Source organism: Paracoccus amoyensis (assembly GCF_014490725.1).
Classification (GTDB): Bacteria; Pseudomonadota; Alphaproteobacteria; order Rhodobacterales; family Rhodobacteraceae; genus Paracoccus; species Paracoccus amoyensis.
The window spans coordinates 412,632-438,892 of sequence record NZ_JACOQL010000003.1 but is presented as its reverse complement, the minus strand read 5'-3'; the positions used below and the strand labels follow the sequence as shown (position 1 = coordinate 438,892).

Genomic DNA, 26,261 nt, shown 5'->3' with positions numbered 1-26,261 from the left:
GCGCTCCGTAACAACTGTTTTGGGAATCAGGTCGTGGCGATTTCGCCGCTTGTCGCGATACGTCAGCGTTCTGACAAGGTCCAGCGATGATGTGCCGCGATCTTAACTCTGCCTCGTTTCCGTGGACCGGACGCCACGTTTCCATCGCCGGAACACGAAAATTGCGCTGGCCCCTTTGACTTGAGGGGCTGGAATGCTATTTATGAACTGTTCTCAGGGCGGGGTGAAATTCCCCACCGGCGGTGATAGCCCGCGAGCGCCCTTCCTTTGGGAAGGGGTCAGCAGATCCGGTGAAATTCCGGGGCCGACGGTATAGTCCGGATGGAAGAGAACCTGGGCCGTTCCCATCCCATGGGCCGGTCAAGGCTCGTGCTCTGGGACCTGACGAAGTTTAACGGAAGGTTCCTGTAAGATGACTGCTAAATCTCCTCGTATCGCCTTTATCAAAGCCCGCTGGCATTCCGACACAGTCGACCGCGCCTATGATGGTTTCATGGCCGAAGTGCCGAAACTGATCCCCGGTGCGGCGGTCGATGCATTTGATGTGCCCGGCGCGTTCGAAATGCCGCTATTGGCGAAGAAACTGGCCCAGACCGGCAAATATGATGCCGTGGTGGCCGCTGCGCTGGTCGTGGATGGCGGGATCTATCGCCATGATTTCGTTGCCGGTGCCGTCGTGACGGGCCTGATGAATGTCGGGCTGGAAACCGGTGTTCCTTGCTTCTCGGTTTCGCTGACCCCGCATCATTATCGCGAAGAAGAGGTCGTGGCCGGCTTCTTCTGTGAACATTTCGTCAAGAAAGGCGCCGAAGCGGCCGAGGCCGTGCGTCAGGTTCTGGAACTGGATGCGCAACTGGCAGCCGACGATCGCGCCAGCGCCGCCTGATCAGAACAGTCGCAGGCGGTGCTTTTCAACCAGCATCGCCTGTGTCTCCAAAAGCTCTTGCCGGGTGCGGGCGCTGTCCCAGTTCAGGGTTGCGCCGCAAATTTCGGCGATTTCAGCCAGATCACGTTGTGACAGGCGACCTGTGGTTGCCAGTGCCGTGCGGCGCATGACCAGATCAGACAGATGCTGCACCCGCTCGTGCTGGATCAGCCAGATCAGTTCGGCCCGCGAATAATCCACATCTGAAAGCAGCTTGGGCGATGGTCCTTCGGCCTGCAGGATCGGATAGGCCGTGGTCCCGTAGCGGTGCAGCAGCGCAGATGCGCGTGGCACGGCGACGCCCAGGCGGGTGGCCGCATCACGCGCCCATGCGGCTTCGTCCTTTGGGAAGTCATGACCGCCACCGATTTCAAGAAACCTCGTATCCTCAGATCGTTGTCCCCCTAACTTCGACATGATCGAGGTTGCGACATCTTCGGCGAATCCCCGGAATGTCGTCCACTTCCCGCCGACAAGCGAGATGATCGGCCAGCTTCGCGTGCCCTCCGGCTCGGCCACGGGGGCGGAATGATCGCGGCTGATCAGACCGGGTGCGGTGCCGTCCGATGCGGGTAGCGGGCGGATGCCGGAATAGGCGTAGACGATCTGATCGCGACTGAAGGACAGGCCGGGCAGCAGGCTGCGCAGCGCGGCAAGGAAATAATCGATCTCATCATCCTCGCAACGCACGGTGTCGGGATCATCGGCGCGGGTATCGGTTGACCCGACAAGGGCGCGCCCCAGATAGTCGTAGACCAGACAGATGCGGCCGTCGTCAGCCTCGAAATAGATCATGCGCCCCTTCAATGCGGCCAGCAGGTCAGGATGATCCAGAAGGATGTGCGATCCCTTGGTGCCTCCGATCAGCTTCGACGGCGCACCAAGCGCAGCATTGACCTGGTCGATCCACGGACCGGCGGCATTCACGATGATCTTTGGGTGCACGACCTGTGCACCGTCCTTGCTGTGCAGGTGCACCAGCCGACCGTCCGTCTGAACCAGTCGTGTATAGTTCAGTGCCAGCGAATTTTTACTGGCCAGCATCCCATCGGACAGCAATTCCCAGACCAGCCGTTCCGGCAGGGTGACGCAGGCATCATAATATTGCCCCGCCGCAACGAGGCGCGGTGTCAGGGGAGGAATTTCCCGCAGCACACGCTTTTTCGACCAAAGCTGATGGCGGGGCATGACGCGATGGCGGCGGCCATAGAAATCATACATCGCCAGCCCGGCCTTGATCAGCACCGCGCCGCGACTGCGCGGTGCCGTGGTTGATCCGAACAGGGTGCGGATGGCGGCGGGGATGCCCTTGAACGATGAAAAGATCGGAATGACGGTTGGCAGCGGGTGGACCAGATGCGGCGCATTCCGCAGCAGCAGGTTCCGTTCCAGTGTCGATTGCGCGACCAGACCCAGTTCAGCGGTTTCCAGATATTTGATGCCGCCGTGGATCAGCCGAGAAGGCGCGGCGGATGTGCCGCCGCCGAAATCGCCCTTGTCGGCGATGATGCAGGTCAGGCCCTGTTCGCACAGGTCGCGAAACAGTCCCGCGCCATTGATGCCCGCTCCAAGGATCAGAACGTCGATTTCCTTGACTTTGGTCATTCGGCTGCCTTTGCCAATGCCTCGATCCGCGGCCAGACCGGCGACAGCACTTTCGTCACCTGATTGAAAACGTCGTAGCGCCTATCCAACTGGGCGACATGGGCCTGATCCGGATGATACTGGCGCGTCAGGGCGTCCATCTCGCGCGGGTCGTGGTGGGGGGACGTGAACAGCCCCACGCCGGAACCGGCGCAAAGGGCCGCGCCCCATGCCGCGGCTTCGTCCGTGTCGCTGACGCTGACGGGCATGCCAAGCGCATCGGCGAATAATTGGGCAAAAACCGGGCTACGAGAAATGCCGCCAGTCAGGCGCACGGCAGAGGGGCCAAAGCCATCGCGCAATGCATCGACATGGTGACGGTGGTTGAACGCGATCCCTTCGATCACGGCACGTAGCAGGTCGCTGCGATTGTGCCAGCCGTGCAACCCAAGAAAACCCGCGCTGGCATCGGGACCATGGGGCGATCCGAACAGGAACGGGTGGAACAATACCGTCGAAGGGCGTGACAGCGCATCTTCGATTTCGGGGATGATCTCGGCATGAAAGGCGCGGCCTGCCTCCTCGGCTGCACGGCGTTCGGGGCCGCAGAATGTATCAAGAAACCAGTCGTAATTCGTTGCCGAAGCAGGGGAAATCGACATGGCGTTCCATTCGCCGCGACGCAGGCCGTTGCGGCAGAACCAACGTGGATCGGTCACGGGCAGGGCGGTGACGGTTTCGTTGATCGAATAGGTTCCGGCGACAATGGCGACGGTGCCTTGCCCATAGCCGCCTGCGCCAAGCGCGGATGCGGTGACATCATGCAGCCCCGCCACCACTGGCGTCCCTTGGGTCAGGCCGGTGACGCGGGCGGCATCCGCTGAAACGGTCCCGACAATCTGATCGGGGTCGGCGATGGTGGGCAAAGCCTGGGCAAGGGTCTCCAAGCCGAAGATCGGCAGGATATCGGGGGCGAAGGCCTGGGTCTGCACATCGGTAAAGGACGTGCTGGCCTCGGTCAGGTCGGTGCCGATATGGCCTGTCAGGCAATAGGTCAACCAGTCCTTGCAGGCCAGCACATGTGCTATACGGGAAAAGCGGTCGGGGTCATGCACACGCATCCAACCAAGGATGGCCGAAGGGGCCGAGGCATGCGGCATCTGGCCGGTGCGGTGCAATGCGGTTTCAGCCGTCCCGTCGCCCATCCAATCATCTGCCAGATGACCCGCGCGGCTGTCCAGCGACAGGATGCCGGGGCCAAGCGGACGGGCGGTCTGGTCCAGAAGATACAGACCATCGCCATGAGCGGTCGCCGCAACGGCGACGATTTCGGACGCAGGGCGGGGGCAGTTGCAGATCGCCTCGTGAATGGCGGCGGCGGTTTGCGCCCACAGGTCACCCATGTCGCGTTCGACATGGCGAGGTTTGGGAATGGATTGCGCGACGCGACGGCGGGCGGTGGACAGCACGCGGCCCGTTTCATCGAAGATGACAGCCTTGGTGACGGTCAGCCCGTTATCAATTCCCAACAGCAATGGCATCTGTCGCGCTTTTTATGGAAGTCGGAAAAAAAGGGCGCCGCAGGGCGCCCTTTGCCGTGTTTACTGTTCCAGCACGAAGGCCGAGGTGTATTTGTCGACATTGTCGGCGGTGATCAGCAGGCAATCGAACAACTGCTTTTCGGTATCGACGCCGGTTTCGCCTGTCTTGATGAAGTTGTCGGCCTGACGAACGGCTGCTTCCGAAAAGACGGCGACGGGTTGCAGCACGGTATACTGCATCTCGCCTGCTTTCACGGCCTCGACCGCGTCCGGCGAGCCGTCAAAGCCGCCGACCTTGATCTGATCCAGCTTGCCGGATTCCTTCAGCGCGGCAATCGCGCCAAGCGCCATTTCATCATTGCCCGAGATGACGCCGATGATGTCAGGGTTCGCCTGCATCAGTGATTGCGTCTTCTGATAGCCTTGGGTGCGGTCCCAGTTGGCGACTTCCTGGCCGACCTTGACCAGATCCGGGTATTGGCTCAGGACCGTTTCAAAACCGTTCGAGCGGGTCTGGGCGTTGTTGTCGGGCGGCGCGCCGAACAGTTCGACATAGCTGCCGGTATCGCCAACGGCTTCGACCCATGCCTGTGCGCCAAGTGCTGCGCCCTGGGCGTTGTTGGACACCAACTGCGCCTTGGCCAGACCTTCCTGGTTGATTTCGGCGTTCACCAGAAAGACCGGAATGCCCGCGTCAACCGCTTTTTGAACGGCACCGATCGAGCCATCGGCATTGGCCGGGTCCAGAATGATCGCGACCGATTTGTTGGTGATCGCGGTGTCGATCAGGGTGCTTTCGGTATTGGTATCGCCGCGATGGGCCGCGACATTTGCGGTATAGCCCAGTTCTTCTGCGGTCGCTTTGGCAACTTCGCCTTCGGTGAACCAATAGGGGTTCGCGGGGTCGTTGACGATAATCGTCATCAGCCCTTCGGCCGAGGCGGCACTGGCCAGAAGCGGCATCGAAGCGGCGGCTGCCAGCAACATGCGGCGGGTCATTTTCAGCATTTCTCTCTCCCTTGGGTTGGTTGTTCTGCCGTGGATGGCAGGCTTTCCGTCCGGCCCTTGGGGCCGAACAGAGAAGGTCTTGCGCGGTCAGCCTTTGCGGGCGCCGCGGCCGTATTGCAACGAGTTCAGCAGCACGGCCAGAACGATCACAGCGCCGGTGAAAACCGTCTGCCAATAAGATGACACACCGATGATAACGAGGCCTGCGGACAGGAAGCCAATCACGAATGCGCCCAGCATCGTGCCGCGCACGTTACCGCGACCGCCGGTCAGGGCTGCGCCGCCGATCACGACAGCGGCGATGGCTGTCAGCTCGTAGGTGGTGCCCGCCGTCGGGCCGGCCGAGGTCAGCTGCGAGGCCAGGACCAGGCCAGCAACAGCAGCCAGCATGCCCGACAGCGTATAGACGGTGATCTTGACCCGACGGACCGGCACGCCCGACAGTTCTGCCGCACGCTCATTCCCACCGGATGCGTAAAGCCAGCGGCCAAAGGCCGACCGTGACAGCATCAGTCCGGTCAGGATGGCAATGACGGCCAGCACGATGACCGAGATCGGCACCCCCCACAGGCGGTTGAAGCCCAGCCAGTTAAAGCCCGTATTGCCCAATTCTTCGCTGCCGCGCAGGTTGTTATAGGTCAGCCCATTGGTCATCAGCAGCGCGACACCGCGCGCGACATACATCACGCCCAGCGTGGCCACGAAGGGCGGCACCTTGAAGAACGCGATCAGGATTCCGTTCAGTGCCCCGACTGCCGCGCCAACCATCAGTGTCAACACCACGACGGCCCAAACTGGCGGGTAAAGAATGACGCCTGCAAAATCCAGCGTGACGCCCTGCATCATCGCGCCCGCACAGACACCGGACAAGGCAAGGATTGATCCAACGGACAGGTCGATCCCGCCATTCAGGATCACCAGCAGCATGCCGATGGACAGGATGCCATAGATGGCGACCTGACTGGACATGATCAGGAAATTGCTGGCCGTGAAATAGTTCGGCGACAGGAATGAAAAGACGGCGATAATCGCGATCAGCGCAAAAAAGGCGCGTCCCTCCAGCAACAGGCGACCGATGCTGAAGCCGCTGTCTTTGGATTTGGCGGTTTTGGTGGCAGTGGTGTCCGACATGGTGCTTTCCTCAATCCTGTCTCAGGCTGCCACGGACTCGCCCGAGGCGGCCATGATCTTCTCTTTCGAGACGGTGGAATCGAATTCGGCCGAGATACGGCCCTTGTGCATGACGATGATACGATGCGCGATGGACAGGCATTCGCTGACCTCCGAGGTCGAATAGATGACGGCCAGCCCGTCTTTCGCGCCTTCGGCCAACAGGCGGAACACCTCGGCCTTGGCGCCGATGTCGATGCCGCGCGAAGGTTCGTCCAGCATGATGACTTTCGGTTTGGTCGCCAGCATCTTGCCGATCACGACCTTCTGCTGGTTACCCCCCGACAGCGAGCCAATCGCCGCGCCCCCGCCTGATGTTTTGACGGTGACATCGCGGATGGTGTCGTCGATCAGCTTCTTTTCCGCGCTGCGCTGTGTGAAAATTCCGCGTGTAAAACGGGCGATGGACGCCAGCGACAGATTTTGCCCGACGGTCATGGTCTGGACCAGCCCGTCGCGTTGGCGATCCTCGGGGACCAAGGCCAGCCCGCGTGCGATGCGTTCGGCGATGGACAGGTGCGACACCTCGCGGCCTTCCAGAACGATTTCACCGCCGGTCTGCTGCAGTCGTCCGGCGCAGGTTTCCAGAAGCTCGGTCCTGCCCGCACCCATCAGGCCATAGATGCAGACGATCTCACCGGCGCGCACGTCCAGCGAGAGACCACGCACCAGATCCTGTCCGGTCTGGTCCGGCACCGACAGATTGCGGATCGACAGGGCAACGTCCCGTTTCTCCGTGTCAGGCGGTGAGCCGAGATCATAGTTTTCGCCCACCATGTTGCGCACGATCCATTCCAGATCAATCTCGCTGCGCGGAGCATAGGCGGTCATGTTGCCGTCACGCAGAACGACGGCGTGATTGGTGATCGTCAGCGCCTCTTCCAGATGGTGTGAGATATAGACGATGCTGACGCCCTTGGCATTCAGGTCGCGGATCACCTTGAACAGGACCTCGACCTCGCTGGCCGAGAGGGCGCTGGTCGGTTCATCCATGATCAGGATGCGGCTGTCGACGGACAGGGCGCGGGCGATTTCGACGATCTGTTGCTGGCCAAGGCGCAACTCCTCGACCGGGGTTTGCGGGTCGATGTCCTCCTCAAGCTCTTCCATCAGCTTGCGGACCTGACGTTCCTCTTCGGCAAAATCGACGCCTGCGGGGCCCATGATCTCGCGACCCATGAAGATATTGTCGCGGACCGACATGTTCGGGGCCAGGCTAAGTTCCTGATGGATGATCGAGATGCCGCGATCACGCGCTTCGTTGGCGTTGGCAAAGGTGACGGGCTGGCCATCAAGGATCATTTCGCCGCTGCTGGGCTGTATCACACCTGACAGGATCTTCATCAACGTTGATTTTCCGGCGCCGTTTTCGCCGAACAGCGTTGTGACCTGACCGCGGTGAATGTCGAAATTCACGCCCTTCAGCGCATGCACCTGTCCATAGGATTTGGCGACGTTGCGGGCGGACATGACGACTTCGTTTTCGGGATGCGCATTCATTGGACAGTCACCGAAACCGGGGTGATCAGCCAGTTCTTGGGATTGATCAGGCGAAAGGCGCCCACCACCTCGACCGTCTTGCCGTTCAGGTTGGCCGTATCAATGCCGTCAAGGATCGCGGCTTTCATCGCCCGATTGATGCCCGAGCCGGCGTCTTGATATTCGATCTGGTTCTTGAACTGACCAAATGCGATGTCGCCGGGCGCGTCGCGCAATTCGGTGCCGTTGATGGCGGGGCCGGTCTGGACGCGAACGGTGATGTCTTCCGGCATGCCTTCGACGCTGATCGGATAGACGCCCGCGCGGCCTTCGCCCGCGACGCCGGACAATTTCACCGGCATGATCGCGCCGGTCGTGGCTGCCGTCCCGTATTTTGCGACCGCTGCATCCTTGTCTGCCATGACTTCGGTTGCCAGCGTCGTCGCGTCCACCGCTTTTTCGGCCACAAAGCCCTGGATGCGCGGAAATTCGGTTTCACCATAGCTGTCGGCCGAAAATGCCTGTGCCCGCACATCTGATTCCGATCCGATATGGACGACCGTCGTATCCAGCGCGATCCCGGCCAACACAACCGCGGCCAGTGCGATGCTGAGGACCAGACCGCGTCGGGACGACGCCGGCGCTTTGGGGGCAGGATTTTGCCGGGGGGTCGCAGCGGAACTTTGTGTCATGATGCAGCCTCGCGATAAGTTGGTGACAGGGGGCGCTGGCAAAGCCAGTCCGGTCGGTTGTCAGTTGTGGGAAGGTCGGGTCCGAATCGACATGGCGATTATATGAGGGCGGCCGCCATCGGTCACCGCATATCCCTAGGGGCACGGGGAACGATGGCGGAACTGTGTTTCATATCATGCATTTATCCGGCCTCCTCCTGTCTGGGCGACAAGGGGGTGGCCTGCCAGCCCCCTTATCTTCTCGCTGCAATATGGGTCGCTGTCCTCCTTCGCGTCCCGCTTGCTTCATCTGGACGTTACATGAAAAAAATTGCTGTGTCCGTAAAAAAATACATTCATGTCGAGGTTTTTGTGCTATAGGTCGGCTATGGCGGATGTTTGGATCGCAGGACACGACCTGATGTATCGTTTCGAGGGGGTGCATATGAAGCAACTGATCAAAAGCGATAATTTCTCTGAGGTTGTGTCAGGAATTGCCCATGGCTGACGTGGATATCCTGATCGGAATCGATGCAGGCACGTCGGTCATCAAGGCGGTGGCCTTTGATCTGCGCGGGCAGCAACTTGGCGCGGCATCCGTTCCCAACAGATATCATGCGGGACATGACGGCGCGGTTACGCAATCCTTGGCGCAGACATGGGATGATTGTGCATCGGCCTTGCGCGGGTTGGGCCAGCGGATTGACAATCTGGCGGCGCGAACGGCGGCTGTGGCTGTGACGGCGCAGGGCGATGGCACATGGCTGGTCGGGCGCGATGGTCCGGTGGGCGATGCGTGGCTGTGGCTGGATGCCCGCGCCGCGCCGACGGTTGCGCGACTGGCTGCTGGTGATGCGAATCGAGCGCGGTTCGAGGCGACGGGGACCGGGCTGAACACCTGCCAGCAAGGCACCCAGATGGCACATATGGATGTGCATTTCCCCGATCTTCTGGACCGGGCCGAGGTTGCGCTGCATTGCAAGGACTGGCTGTATCTGAACCTGACCGGCATCCGCGCGACGGATCCGTCCGAGGCCAGCTTCACCTTTGGGAATTTCCGCAACCGGCAATATGACCCCACCGTGATTGACGCGCTTGGCCTGACGCATCGCCGCGATCTGTTGCCCGAAATCATCGACGGCACGCAGGTCATGCATCCGTTGACTGCCGATGCCGCCCGTCAGACGGGCTTGCGTGCCGGAACGCCGGTCAGTCTGGGCTATGTCGATATGGTGATGACGGCGCTTGGCGTGGGTGTCTATGGCGGGGACGGTGATGTGGCCTGTTCGACCGTCGGCTCGACCGGGGTGCATTTGCGGGCCGTCAGTTCCAACAACGTGCATCTGAATGCACAGGGCACGGGCTATGTGATCTGCCTGCCGATCCCCGGCGTGGTGACACAGGTGCAGACCAACATGGCTGCCACGCTGAACATTGACTGGGTGTTAGGCATCGCGGCGGGGATCATGTCGGATATGGGCCAGTCGGTCACGCATCGCGATCTTGTCGCGCATATCGAGGGATGGCTGGCGCAAAGCCCGCCGGGTCAGATTGTCTATCACCCCTATATTTCCGAAGCCGGCGAACGGGGCCCGTTCGTCAACGCCAACGCGCGAGCCGGGTTCGTCGGGTTGGCGCAGCATCACCGTTTTCCCGATCTGCTGCGTGCCGTGGCCGAGGGGTTGGGCATGGCGATGCGCGACTGTTATGCCGCCATGGGACCGCTGCCATCGGAATTGCGGTTGACCGGCGGGGCGGCTCGGTCGAAATCATTGCGCGGAATTCTGGCGGCGTCGCTGAACGCGCCTGTCCGCGTCTCGGACCGGGATGAGGCTGGGGCGGCAGGCGCCGCGATGATGGCCGCCGTCGGCATCGGCGCCTATCCCGATATGCAAAGCTGTATCGCGGAATGGGTCACGCCGCTGTTGGGACAGGCCGAAGCGCCCGATCCGCAGCTGGTCGCGGCCTATGACCGGCTGTTCCCGGCATTCCAGACATCTCGGCAGGCGCTGCCCCCGGCTTGGGACGCACTGGCCGCCACACGCGCACCGACAGGAGAGTGATATGACAAACGACAACGGCATGATCGACCTTTTCGTCATCGGTGGCGGGATCAATGGCGCAGGCGTTGCCCGCGACGCCGCCGGGCGCGGGCTGAAGGTGGTCTTGTGCGAAAAGGACGATCTGGCGCAGGGCACGTCGTCGCGGTCGGGCAAACTTGTTCATGGCGGGCTGCGCTATCTGGAATATTACGAATTCCGACTGGTCCGCGAGGCGCTGATTGAGCGAGAAGTCCTGCTGCGTGCTGCCCCGCATATCATCTGGCCGATGCGTTTCGTGCTGCCGCATTCGCCACAGGATCGACCCGCATGGCTGGTCAGGCTGGGACTGTTTCTTTACGACAATCTGGGTGGCCGCAAAAAGCTGCCCGGCACGCGGACGCTGGATCTGCGTCGCGATCCCGAAGGTGCGCCGCTGCTGGATCGGTATTTCAAGGGTTTCGAATATTCCGACTGCTGGGTCGATGATGCCCGCCTTGTCGTTCTGAACGCGGTAGACGCCGCAGAGCATGGGGCCGAGGTTCTGACCCGCACGCCCTGTATCTCGGCGAAACGCGAAAACGGTGCCTGGACCATTCAGACCAGAAGCGAAACGACAGGCGAGGTTCGGACCTTTCGCGCCCGCTGCGTCGCGAATTGTGCGGGGCCGTGGGTGCGCGATGTGATCGACAATGTGGCCGAGGCCAGTTCGGGGCGGAATGTGCGGCTGGTCAAGGGCAGCCACATCATCGTGCCGAAATTTTGGGCTGGAAATAACGCCTATCTGGTGCAGAACCACGATAAGCGCGTGATCTTTATCAACCCATATGAAGGAAACATGGCGCTGATCGGCACCACCGATATCGCCTATGATGGCCGCCCCGAAGACGTCAAGGCCGACGAGTCCGAGATTGAATATCTGCTGGGCGTCGTGAACCGATATTTCAAGGAAAAGCTGCGCCGGTCGGATGTGCTGCACAGCTATTCCGGGGTGCGGCCGCTGTTTGACGATGGCAAAGGCAATCCGTCGGCGGTGACGCGGGATTATGTCTTTGATCTGGATACCAAGGAGGGCGCGCCGCTGCTGAACGTCTTTGGCGGCAAGATCACCACCTTCCGCGAATTGGCCGAACGTGGAATGCACAAGCTGAAGGACGTGTTCCCGAATATGGGGGGGGACTGGACCGAAACCGCCAGCCTGCCGGGCGGTGAAATGGCCAATGCCGATTACGAATCCTATATCGAACTGCTGCGAGAGCTTTATCCGTGGATGCCCCGCAAACTGGTGCATCATTACGGCCGTCTTTATGGCGCACGGACCACGGACGTTGTTGGCAGCGCCACCAGCATCGGCGATCTGGGCCAGCATTTCGGCGGTCAGTTGTATGAGGCCGAAGTGCGCTATCTGGTCCGCAAGGAATGGGCGCAGACGCCCGAGGATATTCTGTGGCGGCGGACCAAGCATCTGCTGCACCTGACCGAAGATCAGCGGCGTGCATTTGCAGATTGGTTCAACCGTTCCGATCTGGCGCAGGCGGCATAGGGCAAAATCATGGCACTGACGCTTTCGTTGAACACCAATCCGCTGGTCAATCGCTATGCCGACCCGGATGATCTGATCGACACGGTCGCCCACGACCTGCGCATCCGCGATCTGCAACTGACCCATGAATTCATCAACCCAAGTTGGCAGGCCAACGTCATCCGCCGCTTGACCCGCCAAATGGGTGCGGCACTGGATCGCACGGGGGTTCGCGTGACCAGCGGCATGACCGGCCCCTATGGCCGGTTGAACCATTTCGGCCATCCCGACCCGGATGTGCGGCGCTATTACGTCGACTGGTTCAAGACCTTCGCCGATATCATTGGCGATCTGGGCGGCACCTCGGTCGGGACGCAGTTCGCGATCTTTACCTATCGCGATTACGACGACCCGGCCCGGCGGGAAGATCTGATCCGCATTGCCATCGAGTGCTGGGCCGAGGTGGCCGACCATGCCAAGGGCGCGGGCCTGGACTATGTCTTCTGGGAACCGATGAGCGTGGGGCGAGAATTTGGCGAAACGATTCAGACCTGTATGGATCTGCAAGACCGTCTGACGGCTGCCAATATGGCGATCCCGATGTGGATGATGGCCGATATCGACCATGGCGACGTAACGTCATCCGACCCGGATGATTTTGACCCCTATGCCTGGGCACGAGCGGTGCCGAAAGTGTCTCCCATCATCCATATCAAGCAATCGCTGATGGATAAGGGCGGTCACCGGCCCTTCACTGCAGCATTCAATGCCAAGGGGCGCATTCAGCCTGAACCGCTCTTACATGCGTTTCGCGAAGGTGGGGCGGTTGATAACGAAATCTGCCTTGAGTTGAGTTTCAAAGAGCGCGAACCTAATGACCGCGAAGTTATCCCACAAATTGCAGAAAGCATTGCATTTTGGGCGCCTTATATCGACACGGGTGCCGATAAGCTGAAAATCTGAACGGATGCCCTTATGATATCACCCTTTGCCTTTGTGACCGCTACCGAAATTCTGTTCGGTCGGGGGCAGGCGAAAAATTCGGTCAAGCGGGTGGCGGATCTGGGTCGTCGTATTCTGCTGGTTATGGACGTCATGCCGCGCGCAGCGAATGGCTAGCAGCGGCCTTGGCCGATCAGGGGTGCGCCGTTACCAGCTTTTCGGTGCCGATCGAACCTGATCTGGCCTTGGTTGAGCAAGGCGTTGCGATTGCACGTGCTGCCGGGGTGCAGGTTGTTGTTGCTCTGGGCGGCGGCGCGGTGATTGACGCGGGTAAGGCGATTGCGGCGCTGGTTCCCGCGACACAAGGGGCCATCGCGCATCTTGAGGTGGTGGGGCAAGGCTTGCCACTGGATCACCCGCCGCTGCCTTTTGTCGCGATCCCGACCACTGCCGGGACCGGGGCCGAGGTGACGCGAAACGCGGTCATCGCGGTTCCTGAACATCGCCGCAAGGTCAGCCTGCGCGATGCGCGGATGCTGCCGGTGCTGGCGATTGTTGATCCCGCGCTGACCGATGGTGCGCCGCGCGATGTGACGCTGGCATCGGGGCTGGACGCGATCACGCAGGTGATCGAGCCTTACGTCTGCACCAGGGCCAACCCCCTGACCGACACCCTGTGTCGCGATGCAATTCCGCGTGGTCTGGCTGCCCTGACGCGGTTGATGCAGGCTGAAGATACCGACGCGCGGGACGACATGGCCTGGGTCAGCCTGTGCGGCGGCCTGGCACTGGCCAATTCGGGCCTGGGCGCCGTGCATGGTCTGGCCGGACCTTTGGGCGGGCTGACGGGTGCGGCGCATGGCGCAATCTGCGGGGTTCTACTGCCGCATGTGCTGGTTGCGAACCGTGACAAGGTCAGCGATCCGGTGCTGGCCGAACGGCTGGATCAGGTCGGCAGGTGGATCGGCACGGCCTTTGGCCAATCGGAGGCATCGGTTGTGCAAGCGGCGGGATTATTGGCCGACTGGTCGCAGGCAGCGGGTTTGCCGGCTCTGACAGCGCTTGGCATTGACCGGGCCGCGCAACGGGTGGCGGCACAGGCTGCGGCAAGTTCGTCATCCATGAAGGCCAATCCGGCAAGCCTTGATGCGAATGATCTGATGAAACTGATGGAGGCGGCGGGTTGATGGCACGCAACGGCAAGGATGATCCCGAACAAAGCCTCGCCATCCGGGCGGCATGGCTGCATTACGCGGGTGGTTTGACGCAGACGGCAGTGGCCAAGCGTCTGGGCCTGCCTTCGGTCAAGGCGCATCGTCTGATCGCGCGGGCGGTGGCCGATGGCGCAGTCAAGGTCACCATCGACGGCGATATCGTCGAATGTGTCAAACTTGAGGATCAATTATGCAATCGCTTTGGGTTGCAGCATTGTGAGGTCGCCCCCGATCTGGGCGAGGATGGGTTGCCTTTTCGCGCGCTTGGGCTGGCCGGGGCGAATTTCCTGCGCCGAGAGATCGAGCGTGGCGATCACGAGGTCATCGGCCTTGGCCACGGGCGCACGCTGGCGGCTGCGGTGCATCAACTGCCGCGTTTTGACGGCAAGGGGCTGCGCTTTGTTTCGGTCCTTGGTGGGCTGACGCGAAACTATGCGGCCAACCCGCATGATGTGATGCACACGCTGGCAGAAAAGACCGGCTCGCAGGCGTTCGTGCTGCCGGTCCCGTTCTTTGCCAATTCCGAAAAGGACCGCGCGGTGCTGATGGCACAACCGGGTGTGCGGGATATTATGGATATGTCCTATGGTGCGACGCTGAAACTGGTCGGCATGGGCGCGGCGGATGCCAGCGCGCAGTTGGTCGCGTCCGGCATGATCGAGCCGCATGAGATCGCCGAAATCAATGCGGGCGGCGCCGTCGGTGAGATGATGGGCCACTTCTTCGACGCGGACGGCAATGTGCTGGAAACGACACTAAGCGCCCGCACACTGGCCGCCCCGCTGGACGGCCCGACCGACAGTCAGATCGTCGCGATCGCGGGCGGGGCCAGCAAGGTCGAGGGACTGCGTGCGGTGCTGAAAAGCGGTCGGCTGCGTGGGCTGATCACTGATGAGGTGACGGCCCGGGCATTGGTGGGGTGAGCGGTTGAGGCGTTGGTTGAATGCAGGCATGCGGTCGAAACAGGCTGCTGCATGCGATTGTCTGTTAGGAGCCTGATCTGCATGATGCAGCGGCTTCGATAAATGGCTGCTTTGTCCCGCAAAGCGAACACCGCCCCAAAACAAAGCCCCCCACAGAAATCTGCGAGGGGCCATGCATGTCTTGTCACTCTGCTTACTTGCCGGTCAGCTTTTTCGCATGGGCGACAATGGCGTCCTTGGTGATGCCGAACTCTTTGTAAAGCCGATCGATCGGGGCCGAGGCGCCGAAGCCGTTCATGCCGATCACGTCGTCTTCGCTGGCGACGTAGCGGGTCCAGCCGAATTTGCCCGCAGCCTCGACGGCGATGCGGGGGGCGTCGCCAAGGGTTTCCTTGCGATAGGCTTCGGGCTGGGCGTCAAACAGCTCCCACGAGGGCATGGACACGACGGCGACGTTCAGGCCATCGGCATGCAAGGCCTCGGCGGCCTCAACGGCCAGCGCGACTTCGGTGCCGGTGGCGATCAGGGTCACATCGCGGCCCGTGCCGAACTGACGGATCACATAAGCGCCCTTGGCGGTCATGTTTTCGTCGCTGGCTTCCAGACGCAGTTGCGGCACATCCTGACGCGACAGTGCCAGCAGGGATGGTACGTGGCGGTTGCGGATGGCGATGTCCCACGCCTCCAGCGTTTCGACCGTATCGGCAGGGCGCAGGACGGTCAGGTTCGGGATCGCGCGCAGCGATGCCAGATGCTCGATGGGCTGGTGGGTCGGGCCGTCTTCGCCAAGGCCGATGCTGTCATGCGTCATCACATAGATCGTGCCCAGCCCCATCAGCGCCGACAGGCGGATCGCGTTACGGGCGTAATCGGAAAAGACAAGGAACGTGCCGCCATAAGGGATAAACCCGCCATGCAGGCTGATGCCGTTCATCGCCGCCGACATACCGAATTCGCGCACGCCATAGCCGATGTAACGACCCGGTTCATCCCGCGTATATTGGGTATCGACTGCCGGAACGCGGGTCAGGTTGGACCCTGTCAGGTCGGCGGAACCACCAATCATTTCCGGCAGTGCCGCAGTCAGCGGCTCTAGCGCCATCTGGCTGGCCTTACGGGTCGCCGCTTTCTTGGGGTCCGCGAACAGCTTGTCCCGCGCAGCCTTCACAACCGCGTCGTAGTCAGCGGGCAGGCGGCGGGCCAGGCGACGATCAAGCTCCTCTCGCTGATCGGCAGGTTTCGCGGCCAGACGCTTTTCCCAAGCGTGGAACTCATCTTCGCCACGCACACCGATGGCACGCCATTTTGCCAGCAGCTCTGCCGGGATCTCAAATTCAGGGCCGGTCCAGCCCAGTGCTTCCTTGGCCAGCGCCGCTTCGTCCTTGCCAAGCGGAGAGCCGTGGACGGCATAAGAACCGGCCTTGTTGGGCGAGCCGAAGCCGATGATGGTTTTCATCGCGATCAGCGAAGGTTTGGACGTTTCAGCCTTGGCGGCGGTGATGGCGGCGTCCAGCGCCTTGCCATCATGGCCGTCACAGGATTGCACATGCCAGCCCATCGCCCGGAAACGCCCAGGCACATCTTCCGAGAAACTGACCGAGGTCGGGCCGTCAATCGTGATCGAGTTGTCGTCATACAGCACGATCAGCTTGCCCAGCCCCAGATGCCCCGCAAGGCTGGCGGCTTCCTGACCGATGCCTTCTTCAAGGCAGCCATCGCCAAGCATGACATAGGTGTGGTGATCGACGACATCATCGCCAAATTCAGCAGCAAGGCGGCGTTCCGCCAGCGCCATGCCGACGGCCATGCCAATGCCCTGACCCAATGGGCCGGTGGTAGCCTCGATGCCCTTGGCGTGACCGTATTCGGGATGACCCGCGGTGATCGAGCCCCACTGACGGAAATTCTTGATCTGATCCAGGGTCATATCTTCGTAGCCGGTCAGATACAGCACGCTGTAAAGCAGCATGGACGCATGTCCGTTCGACAACACGAAGCGGTCGCGATCCGGCCAGTCAGGGTTTTTGGCGTCGAACTTCATGTGCTTGCCAAACAGCACGGCAGCGGCGTCGGCCATACCCATCGGTGCGCCCGGATGACCCGAATTCGCGGCGTTCACAGCGTCAATCGACAGCGCACGAATGGCATTGGCCAAGGCGAAGTTTTCGGGGTCGAGGGCAGCCTTTTCGGCGATCTTCGGGTCTTTGGGCGAATCTAGGGGCATATGCAATCCTCCGGGTTTGTCCCCGCATACGATGTCGCGCGGGAAATCACAACACGATATCACAATTTAAAATCACAAAATAACAAAAAATATGTTGTTATAACGAAATGTGGTGTTATGTTGCGAATGCAAGAGGCAAGGGGTGAGTCGTTGTGAAACGCGAAGAGCGCAGGCAGGCGATCATGGATGCCTTGGTCGAGGCGCGGGCCGTTGATCTGGATGATCTGGCCGAGCGTTTTGCCGTGTCGAAAATGACCATTCACCGCGATCTGGACGATCTGGAGCAGACCGGGTTGTTGCGCAAAGTCCGGGGTGGCGCGACGATCGAGGCGGGGACGCAATTCGAAAGCGATTTCCGTATCCGCGAATTGCAGGATGGTGATGCGAAATCCCGCATGGCCCGCGCCGCACTGGACCTGGTCGAGCCGGGAATGACCGTGATGGTCAACGATGGCTCGATGGCGGCGCTTCTGGGGGCGCGGCTGGCGGACAAGCCGCCGTTGACGGTCATCACGAACAACATGGCCGTGATCGACAGGTTGAAAGATGCGCCCCGGATCACGCTGATCGCGCTGGGCGGTGCGTTTAGCGCCAAATTCAACGGATTTTTCGGCGTTGTGACCGAACAGGCGTTGTCACGCTTGCGTGCCGATCTTGCATTCATCTCGGCCCCGGCCGTGTCGGGGTTGCAGGCGTTTCACATGGATGACGCGGTCGTGCGGACCAAGCAGGCGATGATCCGCGCCGCAAACCGCGCGGTCCTGCTGGTTAATCATCAGCGCTTCGGGCGATCCGCCCTGAATGTGCTGGCCGATCTGAACGATTTCGACACCATCATCACCGATGCTGCACCAAGCCCGGAAACGGGTGCTGCAATCAAGCGAGCAGGGCTGCGGCTGACCATTGCCAAGGATTGACTGACATGACCGACTTCTGGATCGGCACAAGCTGGAAGATGAACAAGGCGCTGGCCGAGGCGCAGGAATTTTCGACCGCATTGGCGGCTGCCGATGGCGCACGCGACCCGCGTATCCAGCGCTTTGTGATCCCTCCCTTTACCGCGGTGCGGCAGGTGAAGGAAATTTTGGCTGGCACATCCGTCAAGGTCGGTGCGCAGAACATGCATTGGGATGACGCTGGTGCGTGGACGGGGGAAATCAGTCCGGTCATGCTGACCGACTGCAATCTGGACATTGTCGAACTGGGCCATTCCGAACGGCGTGAATATTTCGGCGAGACCGACGAAACGGTCGGCCTGAAAACCGAATCCGCCGTCCGGCACGGGCTGATCCCGCTGATCTGCATCGGCGAAACATTGGCTGAACGTGAAGACGGTCGCGCTCAAGAGGTTTTGGAAACGCAGGTCCGCGCGGCGCTTGGCCGGTTGACGGGCAACCAGAAAGCCGCGCCCGTTTTGCTGGCTTACGAGCCGGTCTGGGCGATTGGCGTCAACGGCATGCCTGCGACCGCCGATTATGCCGATGATCGCCAGCGAGCGATCGTCGAGGTGGCGCAGGACGTTCTGGGACGCAAAGTCCCTTGCCTCTATGGTGGCTCGGTCAATCCCGACAACTGCGAGGAACTGATCCAATGCCCGCATATCGACGGGCTGTTCATCGGACGTTCGGCCTGGAAGGTCGAAGGATATCTTAACATACTGGCGAAATGCGCCGCCAAGATCTGAAGGAGTTGACGATATGAAACTGGCAATTGCAGGCGACAGCGCGGGTGAAGGTTTGGCCAAGGTTCTGGCCGAGCACCTGAAGGACAAGCATGACGTGTCGGAAATCAGCCGCACCGATGCCGGGCCGGATGCGTTTTACGCCAACCTGTCGGATCGCGTGGCCAACGGGGTTCTTGACGGCACCTATGACCGCGCCATTCTGGTCTGTGGCACCGGCATCGGCGTGTGCATCGCGGCCAACAAGGTGCCGGGTATCCGCGCCGCCCTGACGCATGACACCTATTCGGCGGAACGGGCCGCGCTGTCGAACAATGCGCAGATCATCACCCTGGGCGCACGCGTGATCGGCGCCGAGGTCGCCAAGACCATTGCCGATGCGTGGCTGGCCGAAACGATGAATTTCGACGCCGCCGGGAAATCGGCTGGAAATGTCAACGCCATCGACGCTGTCGATGCCAAATACAACAAGGGCTAAGCCATGTTGAAACTGCCCGCCGATGGCCCGGCCAAAGGGGTCCGGCTGCGCGATGCGCTGACGGGCGGCGGTCCAGCGGCAATCGTTCTGACCATCGCGGAAACCTTGCCCGCGCTGGCGGCGCGTCTGGCGGCGGGCAGATTGCACAGCGATCCCGATGCCATCGTCGGCGTGAATGACAGCGGCGACAAGCAGAAGGCGCTGGATGTCGCCGCGCATCATTACATTGTCGCCGCCCTGAAAGATAAGGGCGTCAGGCAAGTGCTGTCCGAAGAGATGGAGGAAATCGTTCATCTGAACGCCGATGGGGTTTACGATGTGGCGATGGACCCGATCGACGGGTCGGGCAGCATCGGCATCGGTGCGCCCTTGGGGATGCTGTTCAGCATCCTGCCCGCTGCCCCCGAAGGGTTCGCGCGCACAGGTCGGGCTATCGTTGCGGCCGGCTATGCCTCTTTCGGGCATTCGCTGGATTTTGGCTATTCGCTGGGCCATGGCGTCAACATCGCGACCTATGATGTCGAGGCCGGCGATTTTCGCATCGTGCGGGAAAATGTTACCCTGAACCCCGTCGCATCGACCTTTGCTTATAACGCGTCGAATGAACGGCATTGGGGTGCGGGGCTGCAAAACTGGCTGCATGACATGCAGTTGGGCAAGGACGGCCCGTTCAAGCGTGACTTCAACATGCGCTGGCTGGCCGCCGCCGTGGGCGATCTGCACCGGATCATGTTGCAGGGCGGTGTGTTCCTGTATCCCGCCGATACCCGGCCGGGATATGAACATGGCCGCCTGCGTTTGTTGTATGAATGTGCGCCGATTGCTTTTCTGATCGAACAGGCGGGCGGCATCGCGACCGATGGCGACATGCCCATTCTGGATCGCAAGCCTGCGGGCCTGCACGAAATGACCCCCTTCATCTGTGGCGCAAGGGAAGAGGTTGAAACCATCCTGCGCTATATCGCTGCTGCTAAAGGAAAATAATTCATGGCCATGATCACGCTGCGCCAGCTTCTCGACCACGCGGCCGAGAACAGCTATGCCGTGCCCGCCTTCAATATCAACAATATGGAACAGGGGCTGGCCGTCATGACGGCGGCTCAGGCGACGAATTCGCCGGTGATCCTGCAAGCCAGCCGGGGCGCGCGCGCCTATGCCAACGATCTGGTGCTGGCGGGGTTGATCGCGGGCTTTGCGCGGGCATTCCCCGATATCCCGGTTTGCATGCATCTGGACCACGGCAACGGTCTGGCCACCTGCGCGACAGCAATCCAGAACGGCTTTACCAGCGTGATGATGGATGGCAGCCTGAAGGCCGATGGCAAGACACCCGCCGATTACGCCTATAATCGCGACATTACCGCCGAAGTGGTTCGGATGGCCCATGCCTGCGGCGTCTCGGTCGAGGGGGAATTGGGCGTGCTGGGCAGTCTGGAAACCGGCATGGGCGATCAGGAAGACGGCCATGGCGCAACCGAGAAGCTGTCCGAAGAACAACTGCTGACCGACCCGGCCGAGGCCGAGCGTTTCGTGACCGATACCGGCGTTGATGCGCTGGCCGTGGCGATGGGCACCAGCCACGGCGCCTATAAATTCACCCGCAAGCCTGATGGTGACATTCTGGCCATGCGCGTGATCGAGGAAATCCACCACCGATTGCCGAATACCCATCTGGTGATGCACGGCTCATCTTCGGTCCCCGAGGATTTGCAGGCGATCATCAACAGCTATGGCGGCGATATTCGCCCGACTTGGGGTGTCCCGGTCGAGGAAATTCAGCGCGGCATCAAATCCGGCGTGCGCAAGGTGAATATCGACACAGACAACCGCCTTGCCATGACCGCCGCGATCCGCAGGACGCTGACCGAAGACCCGGCAGAGTTTGATCCGCGCAAATACCTGAAGCCAGCGATGGACATGATGGCCGAGGTCTGCAAGGCACGGTTCGAGGCATTCGGAACAGCCGGAAATGCCGACAAGATCCGGCCGCTGCCTTTGTCTGCCATCGCCGCGCGATATTGATGTGCAAAGCCCCGTCACATGTGCGCGGGGCTTTCTTTTTGCCGTTGATCACGTTTCACTGCCCCGTGAATTTGCGATCAAAGGCCGCCTCGATGTTCAAATCCACTCATGTCGATGAAATCTGCGGCCTGCTGAGCCGCATAGGTCAGAAGGAATTGCTGCCCCGGTTTCGAGCGCAGGTTCCGAATACGGTCTATGAAAAGACATCGTCTTTTGACGTCTTCAGCGAAGCGGATCAGGCTGCCGAAGAACAGATCAGTGCGGAACTGGCACAGATGTTCCCCGGTGCGTTGCTGGTTGGTGAAGAAACCTCGGGGAATGATCCGGCGGCAATTTCCAGGATTGCGGAAGCACAGGTGTCCTTTCTGATCGACCCGATTGATGGCACGAAGAACTTCACCTCCGGGCTGCCGCTGTTTGGAACGATGGTTGCGGGAATGATCAAGGGGCAAATCGCCTTTGCCGCGATCCATGATCCGATATGCGACGAGACGGCCTTGGCTGTGCGGGGGCAGGGCGCATGGACGCGTCGGCAAGACAGGTCGGATATGCGCCTTCGCGTCGCGCCCCCCTGTGCGCCGGAAAAGATGACGATTGTTGCGGGGACGAATTTCCTGCCGCCGGATTTACGTCCTGCGGTGCAGGAAAACCTGCCGAAATTCGCGATGAATTTCTGGCTGCGATGTGCGGCGCATGAATATCGGATGGCGACTGCAGGGCATTGCGATCTGCTGGTCTATAATCGGTTGATGCCGTGGGACCATGCAGCCGGTTGGCTGCTGCATCGCGAGGCGGGTGGACATAGTGCGCATTTCGACGGGACGGAATATCTGCCCACGCATACCAGCGGCGGGCTGATCTGTGCGCCCGACCCTGAAAGTTGGCTTGCCGCGCGGAACGTTTTATGTGGTGACCGGTTCGCCTAGCGGTCGCCGGTCATCGCGTCACTTTCTTTTCCGGCGAAATCGCTGCCACAAGATCAGCCCCGCTGCCAAGGCGACCGTGCCATACATCACATGCCGCGATGTGATGCCGATGCGGGCCTGTGCGCTGCGGCGATAGCGTGGATCGAAGAAGCGTGTGTCGGACAGGAATTTGCCCAGCATCGTTTCCTTGCGCGGTGTGATGGGCCGCAGGCCCCGCCCGACACTATCGTTCAGCACGTCAATCGCGTCGATGACACCGCCATAGTTTTCGATAGCCGTGGCGACCTGCTGCGGTTCGACGGCCAGATGCTCGGCCAGCAACGCGTTACGGATTTCGGTGATACGCTGCCGATCCTGTTCGCTTTCGGCGATGATTGCAACGTCGCTTTCCGTATCAAACCCCATCGAGCGGCGGTCGATATTGCTGGAACCGATCCGCAAAAACTTGTCGTCGATGATGCAGGTCTTGGAATGAACATAGATATCCTGCCCGGCATCGTTGACCGGATAGAGGATGGTAAACCGATTATACGGATCCTGTTGGGCAAGGTCATGGATCAACCGGCTGCGTGTGACGTGCATCGCTTCATCCTCGACCATGCCTTGCGCGGCGTCGGGATTGATGACGACGATTTCGGGGCCGTCGACTTCTTGCAGGCGGTCGCGGATGGCATAGGCAATGCTGTCAGCCGCAAAATACTGCGATTCCAGATAGATGCAATCAAGCGCGGCGGCGATGCTATCCAGATAGAGCGTCTCGATTTCGGTGACGGCGGGGTGGTTGGACTCGGGCGGGGCGGTCCGGGCGATGGCCACCTCGATATTCTTGAAATCGGGGGTAACGTCGTTGGGCCAACGATCCTGACCGGGAATGAAATCTTCACCAATCGGTTCGTCCATGGCGCGCTGCCAGCGGCTGCGGCAAAGTTCGCTGAATGCTGCTGCAGCGTCACCCGACATCATCGTTGCAGTGTCGTGCCATGGCTGCGCAACTTCGCCGTTTTTCAGTAGGCGCAGCGGATTATAGGCTTCATGCTGCGGCGTATCCCAACGACCTTCGGTCACGTCGATGCCACCGCAAAATGCCAGTGAATCGTCAATCACCACGATTTTCTGATGGTGACTTGCGCCAATCGGGTGGCGACCATCAAAGGCAAGGTGCAATTGGTCAGGTGACAGCAGCTTGATGTGAAGCGCGGGCATCAAACGACCGGGTGCGATCAATGCGCCCCCGCTCCATTTCAGCAGATAGATGTCCAGCTCGCTGCGGCGTTCAGCCAAAGAATCAAGAAATGGGCCGATCGCGTTCGGAAAACCATCAGGCGCGTTTCCGTCATCGTCACTTTCGCCGGGCAACATCTCCATCTCGAAATCGAAATCCCAGCCGACCAGAATCACAAACCGTTCTGCTTTCAGCAAAGATTCACGAAGGATGCGAAAATACTCTTGCCCATCGATGATGACTGAAAAGCGATCCGCATTGGTAACCCGCCAGGAATTGCGACCGGGTTTGAAGGCTAGGTCTGTCATAGATATGTCCCGCGCGTGGTTTGCTGAGCGTCGGGCAGGTAACGCAGCGCGAGGCCATTGGTTGCCTGCCATATCGTCAGCACTGTTGCCGCCATGGACAAGATCGGTGCGGCTGCCGCTATTGATCGTGTCGTTGCCGTCCAAGCCAAAGACGGTATCATCCCCATTGCCCGAGTTGCTGCTGTCTGCATCAATTGTTCCGGTGATTGAGTCTGGACCCGTCGTGCCATTTAACCTGGCCATGAAGAGAACTTTTCTAACAAACAGACGGGTTTCCACACGTCGATAGTAGTATAATTTCTAGTTATGTTTATGGCGTCGCATTCGTAAGTATAATTTATATAAACTATTATTGTCATTAATATACGGTTAAAATTTTTAACTTTTTGTCGCCAATGCCAAGCCATCCACCACAGCCGTGAACGCGTCTGAATATCGTAGCCGGGCCGAAGGGCATTTGCGCTGAGCCTCTTCCGCGACCATGTTCATCAGGCTGGATCCGCCCACCAGAACCAGCACGCCGATCTGCGCGGGCTGAATGTTCGCGGCGGTCAGTGTCTCATCAATGGCCAGACCAAGTTTGATCTGAAAATCGGCCAAAGTGGCGTTCATCGACTGCGCATTGATCGGAGCGGTCAGACTGCCCTCGATGAACCCCATCTGGATTGCGGCATCGTTTTTCTGCTCATTTGCCGCGATCTTGCCTTTTTCCACGGCGAAGGCCAGTTGGTGACCGTGTTCTTCCTCGATCACTTTCAGAAGCCTTGCGATCTTTTCTGGCTGCACCGCATGACGTTCCATGTCCTCGATCTTGCGCAACGTGTCGCGGGTGTAAAGAAACGGGATCTTCGCCCATGTCGCCAGCTCGGTATATATCGCATTTGGCACCGGTAGCAGGCCGCTGCCCAAGGTTCGGCGCAGCTCTCCACCCTGACCCAGCAGGGGCATGGCATGACTCATGGAAATGACATGGTCGAAATCCGTTCCGCCCAGACGCAATCCATGGCTGGACAGAATTTCGGCCGTGTCGCCCTTGCTGCGAAACAGGGTAAAGTCTGACGTGCCGCCACCGATATCCACGATCAGGCCTATCTGGCCGCTCGTATCCAACTGGTGACTGGCCAGCGCGGCCGCTTCGGGTTCGAACAGGAAGTCGATTTGCTGGAAGCCAGCAGCCTGATAACATCCGCGCAGATCCTGTTCCGCTTTTGCATCGCGGGCCGGATCAGAAGAATGAAAATGCACCGGACGCCCGGAAAGAACGGCGGAAAAGCTTTCGCCCGTCTGGTTTTCGGCACGTGTTTTGATGGTGGTGATAAAAGCAGTCACGATCTCGGCCAAGGTCCGGCGCTTGCCCCCGATCATGCGTTTTTCATGGAACAGCGATGTGCCCAGAATGCTTTTCAGCGCGCGCATGAAACGTCCGTCATCCCCCGCGATCAAGGCAGCAACGGCATCGTCACCAATCAACATCGCGCTACCATCATCGGGGAAAAAAACTGCCGTCGGCAGCGTATCCCCCTGTGAAGACATGGGGATCCGTCGCAGGCTGCCATTGTCGATCATCGCCGCCGCTGAATTCGATGTTCCAAAATCCAAAGCCAACGTCGAAGACATGACTGCACCCATAGTCTGAAAGGAAAGACGGGCGATCTAACGGATGGGTTCGCGATCCGCAAGTTCGAACGAGTTTCTCCTTCCGTCACGCTTGTTGCTTCGGAAATCTGGCGACGGCGGGTAATGTCGAATGAAGCTGGCAAAGCGCGCCTCGATAGCACCAGAGTTGAAGACCGCCTCCACCTGCGCGATGCCGAGCGCCTTGACCGCGTGGGCGTCAACGACCGTATAGCTGGCGATCAGCTCGCCGGTCGCGATGCCCACCCCACTCCTGCCTGCCCTGCGCGGCGATCAGCAGGGTGCCGGCCACGACCCGCACAAGGCCGATCAGACCTATGCCTGTTTCTCTAATGTTAGCTGGGTGTTGTCAGATGCGCGGTTTTTGCTGCCACTCTGCAAGAATATGCGCGCTCGATGTCGGATAAAGGGCCGTTTTTACCCGGCGACCTGCATTCTCCGCGACCGCCCCAAGTCGCCCCTCACGGTGGTTTTTCCCTTACCTGTCAGGATGTTGGGTGCGGTCAGGCTGATCTTTCACTTTGTCCAGAAGGCAGTTCGCCCTACACATAGACGCCGACCAACGATGAGTTGGTTGAGCACAGGAGGCCCGCCGTTAGCCTGCCTATTTGTTGCCTACAAGCCGTAACTCACATGCAGGCAATTACGTAGCTAAATCACTGATTTTATTTGGCTCCGGCGGTAGGGATCGAACCTACGACCAATTGATTAACAGTCAACTGCTCTACCGCTGAGCTACGCCGGAAC

Annotated in this window: 21 protein-coding genes, 1 tRNA gene, 1 pseudogene and 1 riboswitch; of the genes and pseudogenes, 12 read left to right on the top strand and 11 right to left on the bottom strand. The window is 60.3% G+C overall.

Features of this window, described 5'->3' with window-relative positions:
- Positions 1 to 205 precede the first annotated feature (205 nt).
- A riboswitch (FMN riboswitch) is annotated at positions 206 to 337 on the top strand.
- Positions 338 to 412: 75 nt separating this feature from the next.
- The gene (locus H4P12_RS11160) at positions 413 to 886 is read left to right on the top strand and encodes a 6,7-dimethyl-8-ribityllumazine synthase (protein WP_187793745.1); all 474 of its coding nucleotides are present in this window, start codon (positions 413 to 415) and stop codon (positions 884 to 886) included.
- Here the strand turns inward: H4P12_RS11160 and H4P12_RS11155 are convergent, their stop codons facing one another.
- The 6 genes from H4P12_RS11155 to H4P12_RS11130 all read right to left on the bottom strand — a co-directional run bounded on the left by H4P12_RS11155 (position 887) and on the right by H4P12_RS11130 (position 8,399).
- Positions 887 to 2,530, bottom strand: coding sequence for a glycerol-3-phosphate dehydrogenase/oxidase (locus H4P12_RS11155; RefSeq protein WP_187793744.1), 1,644 nt, complete (start codon positions 2,528 to 2,530; stop codon positions 887 to 889).
- Complete coding sequence (locus H4P12_RS11150; RefSeq protein WP_187793743.1) at positions 2,527 to 4,050, bottom strand: FGGY-family carbohydrate kinase; 1,524 nt, start codon at positions 4,048 to 4,050, stop codon at positions 2,527 to 2,529. Before H4P12_RS11150 ends, H4P12_RS11155 begins: the two co-directional genes overlap by 4 nt.
- 60 nt (positions 4,051 to 4,110) lie before the next feature.
- On the bottom strand, positions 4,111 to 5,058 hold the full coding sequence (locus H4P12_RS11145) for a D-ribose ABC transporter substrate-binding protein (protein ID WP_187793742.1): 948 nt from the start codon (positions 5,056 to 5,058) through the stop codon (positions 4,111 to 4,113).
- An 87-nt stretch (positions 5,059 to 5,145) separates the two neighbouring features.
- Complete coding sequence (locus H4P12_RS11140; RefSeq protein WP_187793741.1) at positions 5,146 to 6,189, bottom strand: ABC transporter permease; 1,044 nt, start codon at positions 6,187 to 6,189, stop codon at positions 5,146 to 5,148.
- A gap of 21 nt (positions 6,190 to 6,210) precedes the next feature.
- A complete protein-coding gene (locus H4P12_RS11135; RefSeq protein WP_187793740.1) occupies positions 6,211 to 7,728 on the bottom strand; it encodes a sugar ABC transporter ATP-binding protein in 1,518 nt (505 codons plus the stop codon).
- The gene (locus tag H4P12_RS11130) at positions 7,725 to 8,399 is read right to left on the bottom strand and encodes a DUF2291 family protein (protein WP_187793739.1); all 675 of its coding nucleotides are present in this window, start codon (positions 8,397 to 8,399) and stop codon (positions 7,725 to 7,727) included. The genes H4P12_RS11135 and H4P12_RS11130 overlap by 4 nt, the downstream gene beginning before the upstream one ends.
- A gap of 479 nt (positions 8,400 to 8,878) precedes the next feature.
- Between H4P12_RS11130 and H4P12_RS11125 the strand changes: the two genes are divergently transcribed.
- The 5 genes and pseudogenes from H4P12_RS11125 (at position 8,879) to H4P12_RS11105 (ending at position 15,018) form a co-directional block, all read left to right on the top strand.
- Positions 8,879 to 10,441 carry an FGGY-family carbohydrate kinase gene (locus H4P12_RS11125; protein WP_187793738.1) on the top strand — a complete coding sequence of 521 codons (1,563 nt, stop codon included), beginning with the start codon at positions 8,879 to 8,881 and terminating at the stop codon, positions 10,439 to 10,441.
- A 1-nt stretch (position 10,442) separates the two neighbouring features.
- On the top strand, positions 10,443 to 11,960 hold the full coding sequence (locus H4P12_RS11120) for a glycerol-3-phosphate dehydrogenase (protein WP_246449242.1): 1,518 nt from the start codon (positions 10,443 to 10,445) through the stop codon (positions 11,958 to 11,960).
- A 9-nt stretch (positions 11,961 to 11,969) separates the two neighbouring features.
- Positions 11,970 to 12,902: a TIM barrel protein gene (locus H4P12_RS11115; protein ID WP_187793737.1), complete on the top strand. Its 933-nt coding sequence runs from the start codon at positions 11,970 to 11,972 to the stop codon at positions 12,900 to 12,902.
- 15 nt (positions 12,903 to 12,917) lie between these two features.
- Positions 12,918 to 14,068, top strand: a pseudogene (locus H4P12_RS11110) (iron-containing alcohol dehydrogenase).
- Positions 14,068 to 15,018, top strand: a complete 951-nt coding sequence (locus H4P12_RS11105) for a sugar-binding transcriptional regulator (protein ID WP_187793736.1) — start codon at positions 14,068 to 14,070, stop codon at positions 15,016 to 15,018. Before H4P12_RS11110 ends, H4P12_RS11105 begins: the two are co-directional and overlap by 1 nt.
- 193 nt (positions 15,019 to 15,211) lie before the next feature.
- On the opposite strand, the gene tkt is transcribed toward H4P12_RS11105, so the two are convergent.
- Positions 15,212 to 17,242, bottom strand: a complete 2,031-nt coding sequence (gene tkt / locus H4P12_RS11100) for a transketolase (RefSeq protein WP_187793735.1) — start codon at positions 17,240 to 17,242, stop codon at positions 15,212 to 15,214.
- Positions 17,243 to 17,394: 152 nt separating this feature from the next.
- Here tkt and H4P12_RS11095 point away from each other — a divergent pair, with 152 nt between their 5' ends.
- The 6 genes from H4P12_RS11095 to H4P12_RS11070 all read left to right on the top strand — a co-directional run bounded on the left by H4P12_RS11095 (position 17,395) and on the right by H4P12_RS11070 (position 22,349).
- Complete coding sequence (locus tag H4P12_RS11095; protein WP_187793734.1) at positions 17,395 to 18,159, top strand: DeoR family transcriptional regulator; 765 nt, start codon at positions 17,395 to 17,397, stop codon at positions 18,157 to 18,159.
- Positions 18,160 to 18,164: 5 nt separating this feature from the next.
- A complete protein-coding gene (locus H4P12_RS11090; RefSeq protein ID WP_187793733.1) occupies positions 18,165 to 18,926 on the top strand; it encodes a triose-phosphate isomerase in 762 nt (253 codons plus the stop codon).
- Between the two features lie 13 nt (positions 18,927 to 18,939).
- Positions 18,940 to 19,401 carry a D-erythrulose-4-phosphate isomerase gene (gene derI / locus H4P12_RS11085; RefSeq protein ID WP_187793732.1) on the top strand — a complete coding sequence of 154 codons (462 nt, stop codon included), beginning with the start codon at positions 18,940 to 18,942 and terminating at the stop codon, positions 19,399 to 19,401.
- A 3-nt stretch (positions 19,402 to 19,404) separates the two neighbouring features.
- A complete protein-coding gene (locus tag H4P12_RS11080; protein ID WP_187793731.1) occupies positions 19,405 to 20,385 on the top strand; it encodes a class 1 fructose-bisphosphatase in 981 nt (326 codons plus the stop codon).
- Positions 20,386 to 20,388: 3 nt separating this feature from the next.
- Positions 20,389 to 21,423 (top strand): class II fructose-bisphosphate aldolase, encoded by a 1,035-nt coding sequence (fba, locus tag H4P12_RS11075; protein WP_187793730.1) that lies wholly within the window; start codon positions 20,389 to 20,391, stop codon positions 21,421 to 21,423.
- A 92-nt stretch (positions 21,424 to 21,515) separates the two neighbouring features.
- Entirely contained in the window at positions 21,516 to 22,349 is an 834-nt protein-coding gene (locus H4P12_RS11070; RefSeq protein ID WP_187793729.1) for an inositol monophosphatase family protein, read from the top strand.
- Positions 22,350 to 22,367: 18 nt separating this feature from the next.
- Here H4P12_RS11070 and H4P12_RS11065 read toward each other — a convergent pair whose 3' ends face one another.
- From H4P12_RS11065 to H4P12_RS11050, 4 genes are all read right to left on the bottom strand, one after another.
- Positions 22,368 to 23,879, bottom strand: a complete 1,512-nt coding sequence (locus H4P12_RS11065; protein WP_187793728.1) for a phospholipase D-like domain-containing protein — start codon at positions 23,877 to 23,879, stop codon at positions 22,368 to 22,370.
- Positions 23,880 to 24,257: 378 nt separating this feature from the next.
- Complete coding sequence (locus tag H4P12_RS11060; RefSeq protein ID WP_187793727.1) at positions 24,258 to 25,496, bottom strand: Hsp70 family protein; 1,239 nt, start codon at positions 25,494 to 25,496, stop codon at positions 24,258 to 24,260.
- A 36-nt stretch (positions 25,497 to 25,532) separates the two neighbouring features.
- Complete coding sequence (locus tag H4P12_RS18795; protein ID WP_246449241.1) at positions 25,533 to 25,760, bottom strand: hypothetical protein; 228 nt, start codon at positions 25,758 to 25,760, stop codon at positions 25,533 to 25,535.
- A 424-nt stretch (positions 25,761 to 26,184) separates the two neighbouring features.
- Positions 26,185 to 26,259: transfer RNA gene (locus H4P12_RS11050), tRNA-Asn, on the bottom strand.
- Positions 26,260 to 26,261 lie beyond the last annotated feature (2 nt).

Coding starts and splice junctions, on each gene's coding strand:
- H4P12_RS11160 (WP_187793745.1), top strand. CDS start 413: ATGACTGCTAAATCTCCTCGTATCGCCTTTATCAAAGCCCGCTGGCAT.
- H4P12_RS11155 (WP_187793744.1), bottom strand. CDS start 2,530: ATGACCAAAGTCAAGGAAATCGACGTTCTGATCCTTGGAGCGGGCATC.
- H4P12_RS11150 (WP_187793743.1), bottom strand. CDS start 4,050: ATGCCATTGCTGTTGGGAATTGATAACGGGCTGACCGTCACCAAGGCT.
- H4P12_RS11145 (WP_187793742.1), bottom strand. CDS start 5,058: ATGCTGAAAATGACCCGCCGCATGTTGCTGGCAGCCGCCGCTTCGATG.
- H4P12_RS11140 (WP_187793741.1), bottom strand. CDS start 6,189: ATGTCGGACACCACTGCCACCAAAACCGCCAAATCCAAAGACAGCGGC.
- H4P12_RS11135 (WP_187793740.1), bottom strand. CDS start 7,728: ATGAATGCGCATCCCGAAAACGAAGTCGTCATGTCCGCCCGCAACGTC.
- H4P12_RS11130 (WP_187793739.1), bottom strand. CDS start 8,399: ATGACACAAAGTTCCGCTGCGACCCCCCGGCAAAATCCTGCCCCCAAA.
- H4P12_RS11125 (WP_187793738.1), top strand. CDS start 8,879: ATGGCTGACGTGGATATCCTGATCGGAATCGATGCAGGCACGTCGGTC.
- H4P12_RS11120 (WP_246449242.1), top strand. CDS start 10,443: ATGACAAACGACAACGGCATGATCGACCTTTTCGTCATCGGTGGCGGG.
- H4P12_RS11115 (WP_187793737.1), top strand. CDS start 11,970: ATGGCACTGACGCTTTCGTTGAACACCAATCCGCTGGTCAATCGCTAT.
- H4P12_RS11105 (WP_187793736.1), top strand. CDS start 14,068: ATGGCACGCAACGGCAAGGATGATCCCGAACAAAGCCTCGCCATCCGG.
- tkt (WP_187793735.1), bottom strand. CDS start 17,242: ATGCCCCTAGATTCGCCCAAAGACCCGAAGATCGCCGAAAAGGCTGCC.
- H4P12_RS11090 (WP_187793733.1), top strand. CDS start 18,165: ATGACCGACTTCTGGATCGGCACAAGCTGGAAGATGAACAAGGCGCTG.
- derI (WP_187793732.1), top strand. CDS start 18,940: ATGAAACTGGCAATTGCAGGCGACAGCGCGGGTGAAGGTTTGGCCAAG.
- H4P12_RS11080 (WP_187793731.1), top strand. CDS start 19,405: ATGTTGAAACTGCCCGCCGATGGCCCGGCCAAAGGGGTCCGGCTGCGC.
- fba (WP_187793730.1), top strand. CDS start 20,389: ATGGCCATGATCACGCTGCGCCAGCTTCTCGACCACGCGGCCGAGAAC.
- H4P12_RS11070 (WP_187793729.1), top strand. CDS start 21,516: ATGTTCAAATCCACTCATGTCGATGAAATCTGCGGCCTGCTGAGCCGC.
- H4P12_RS11065 (WP_187793728.1), bottom strand. CDS start 23,879: ATGACAGACCTAGCCTTCAAACCCGGTCGCAATTCCTGGCGGGTTACC.
- H4P12_RS11060 (WP_187793727.1), bottom strand. CDS start 25,496: ATGTCTTCGACGTTGGCTTTGGATTTTGGAACATCGAATTCAGCGGCG.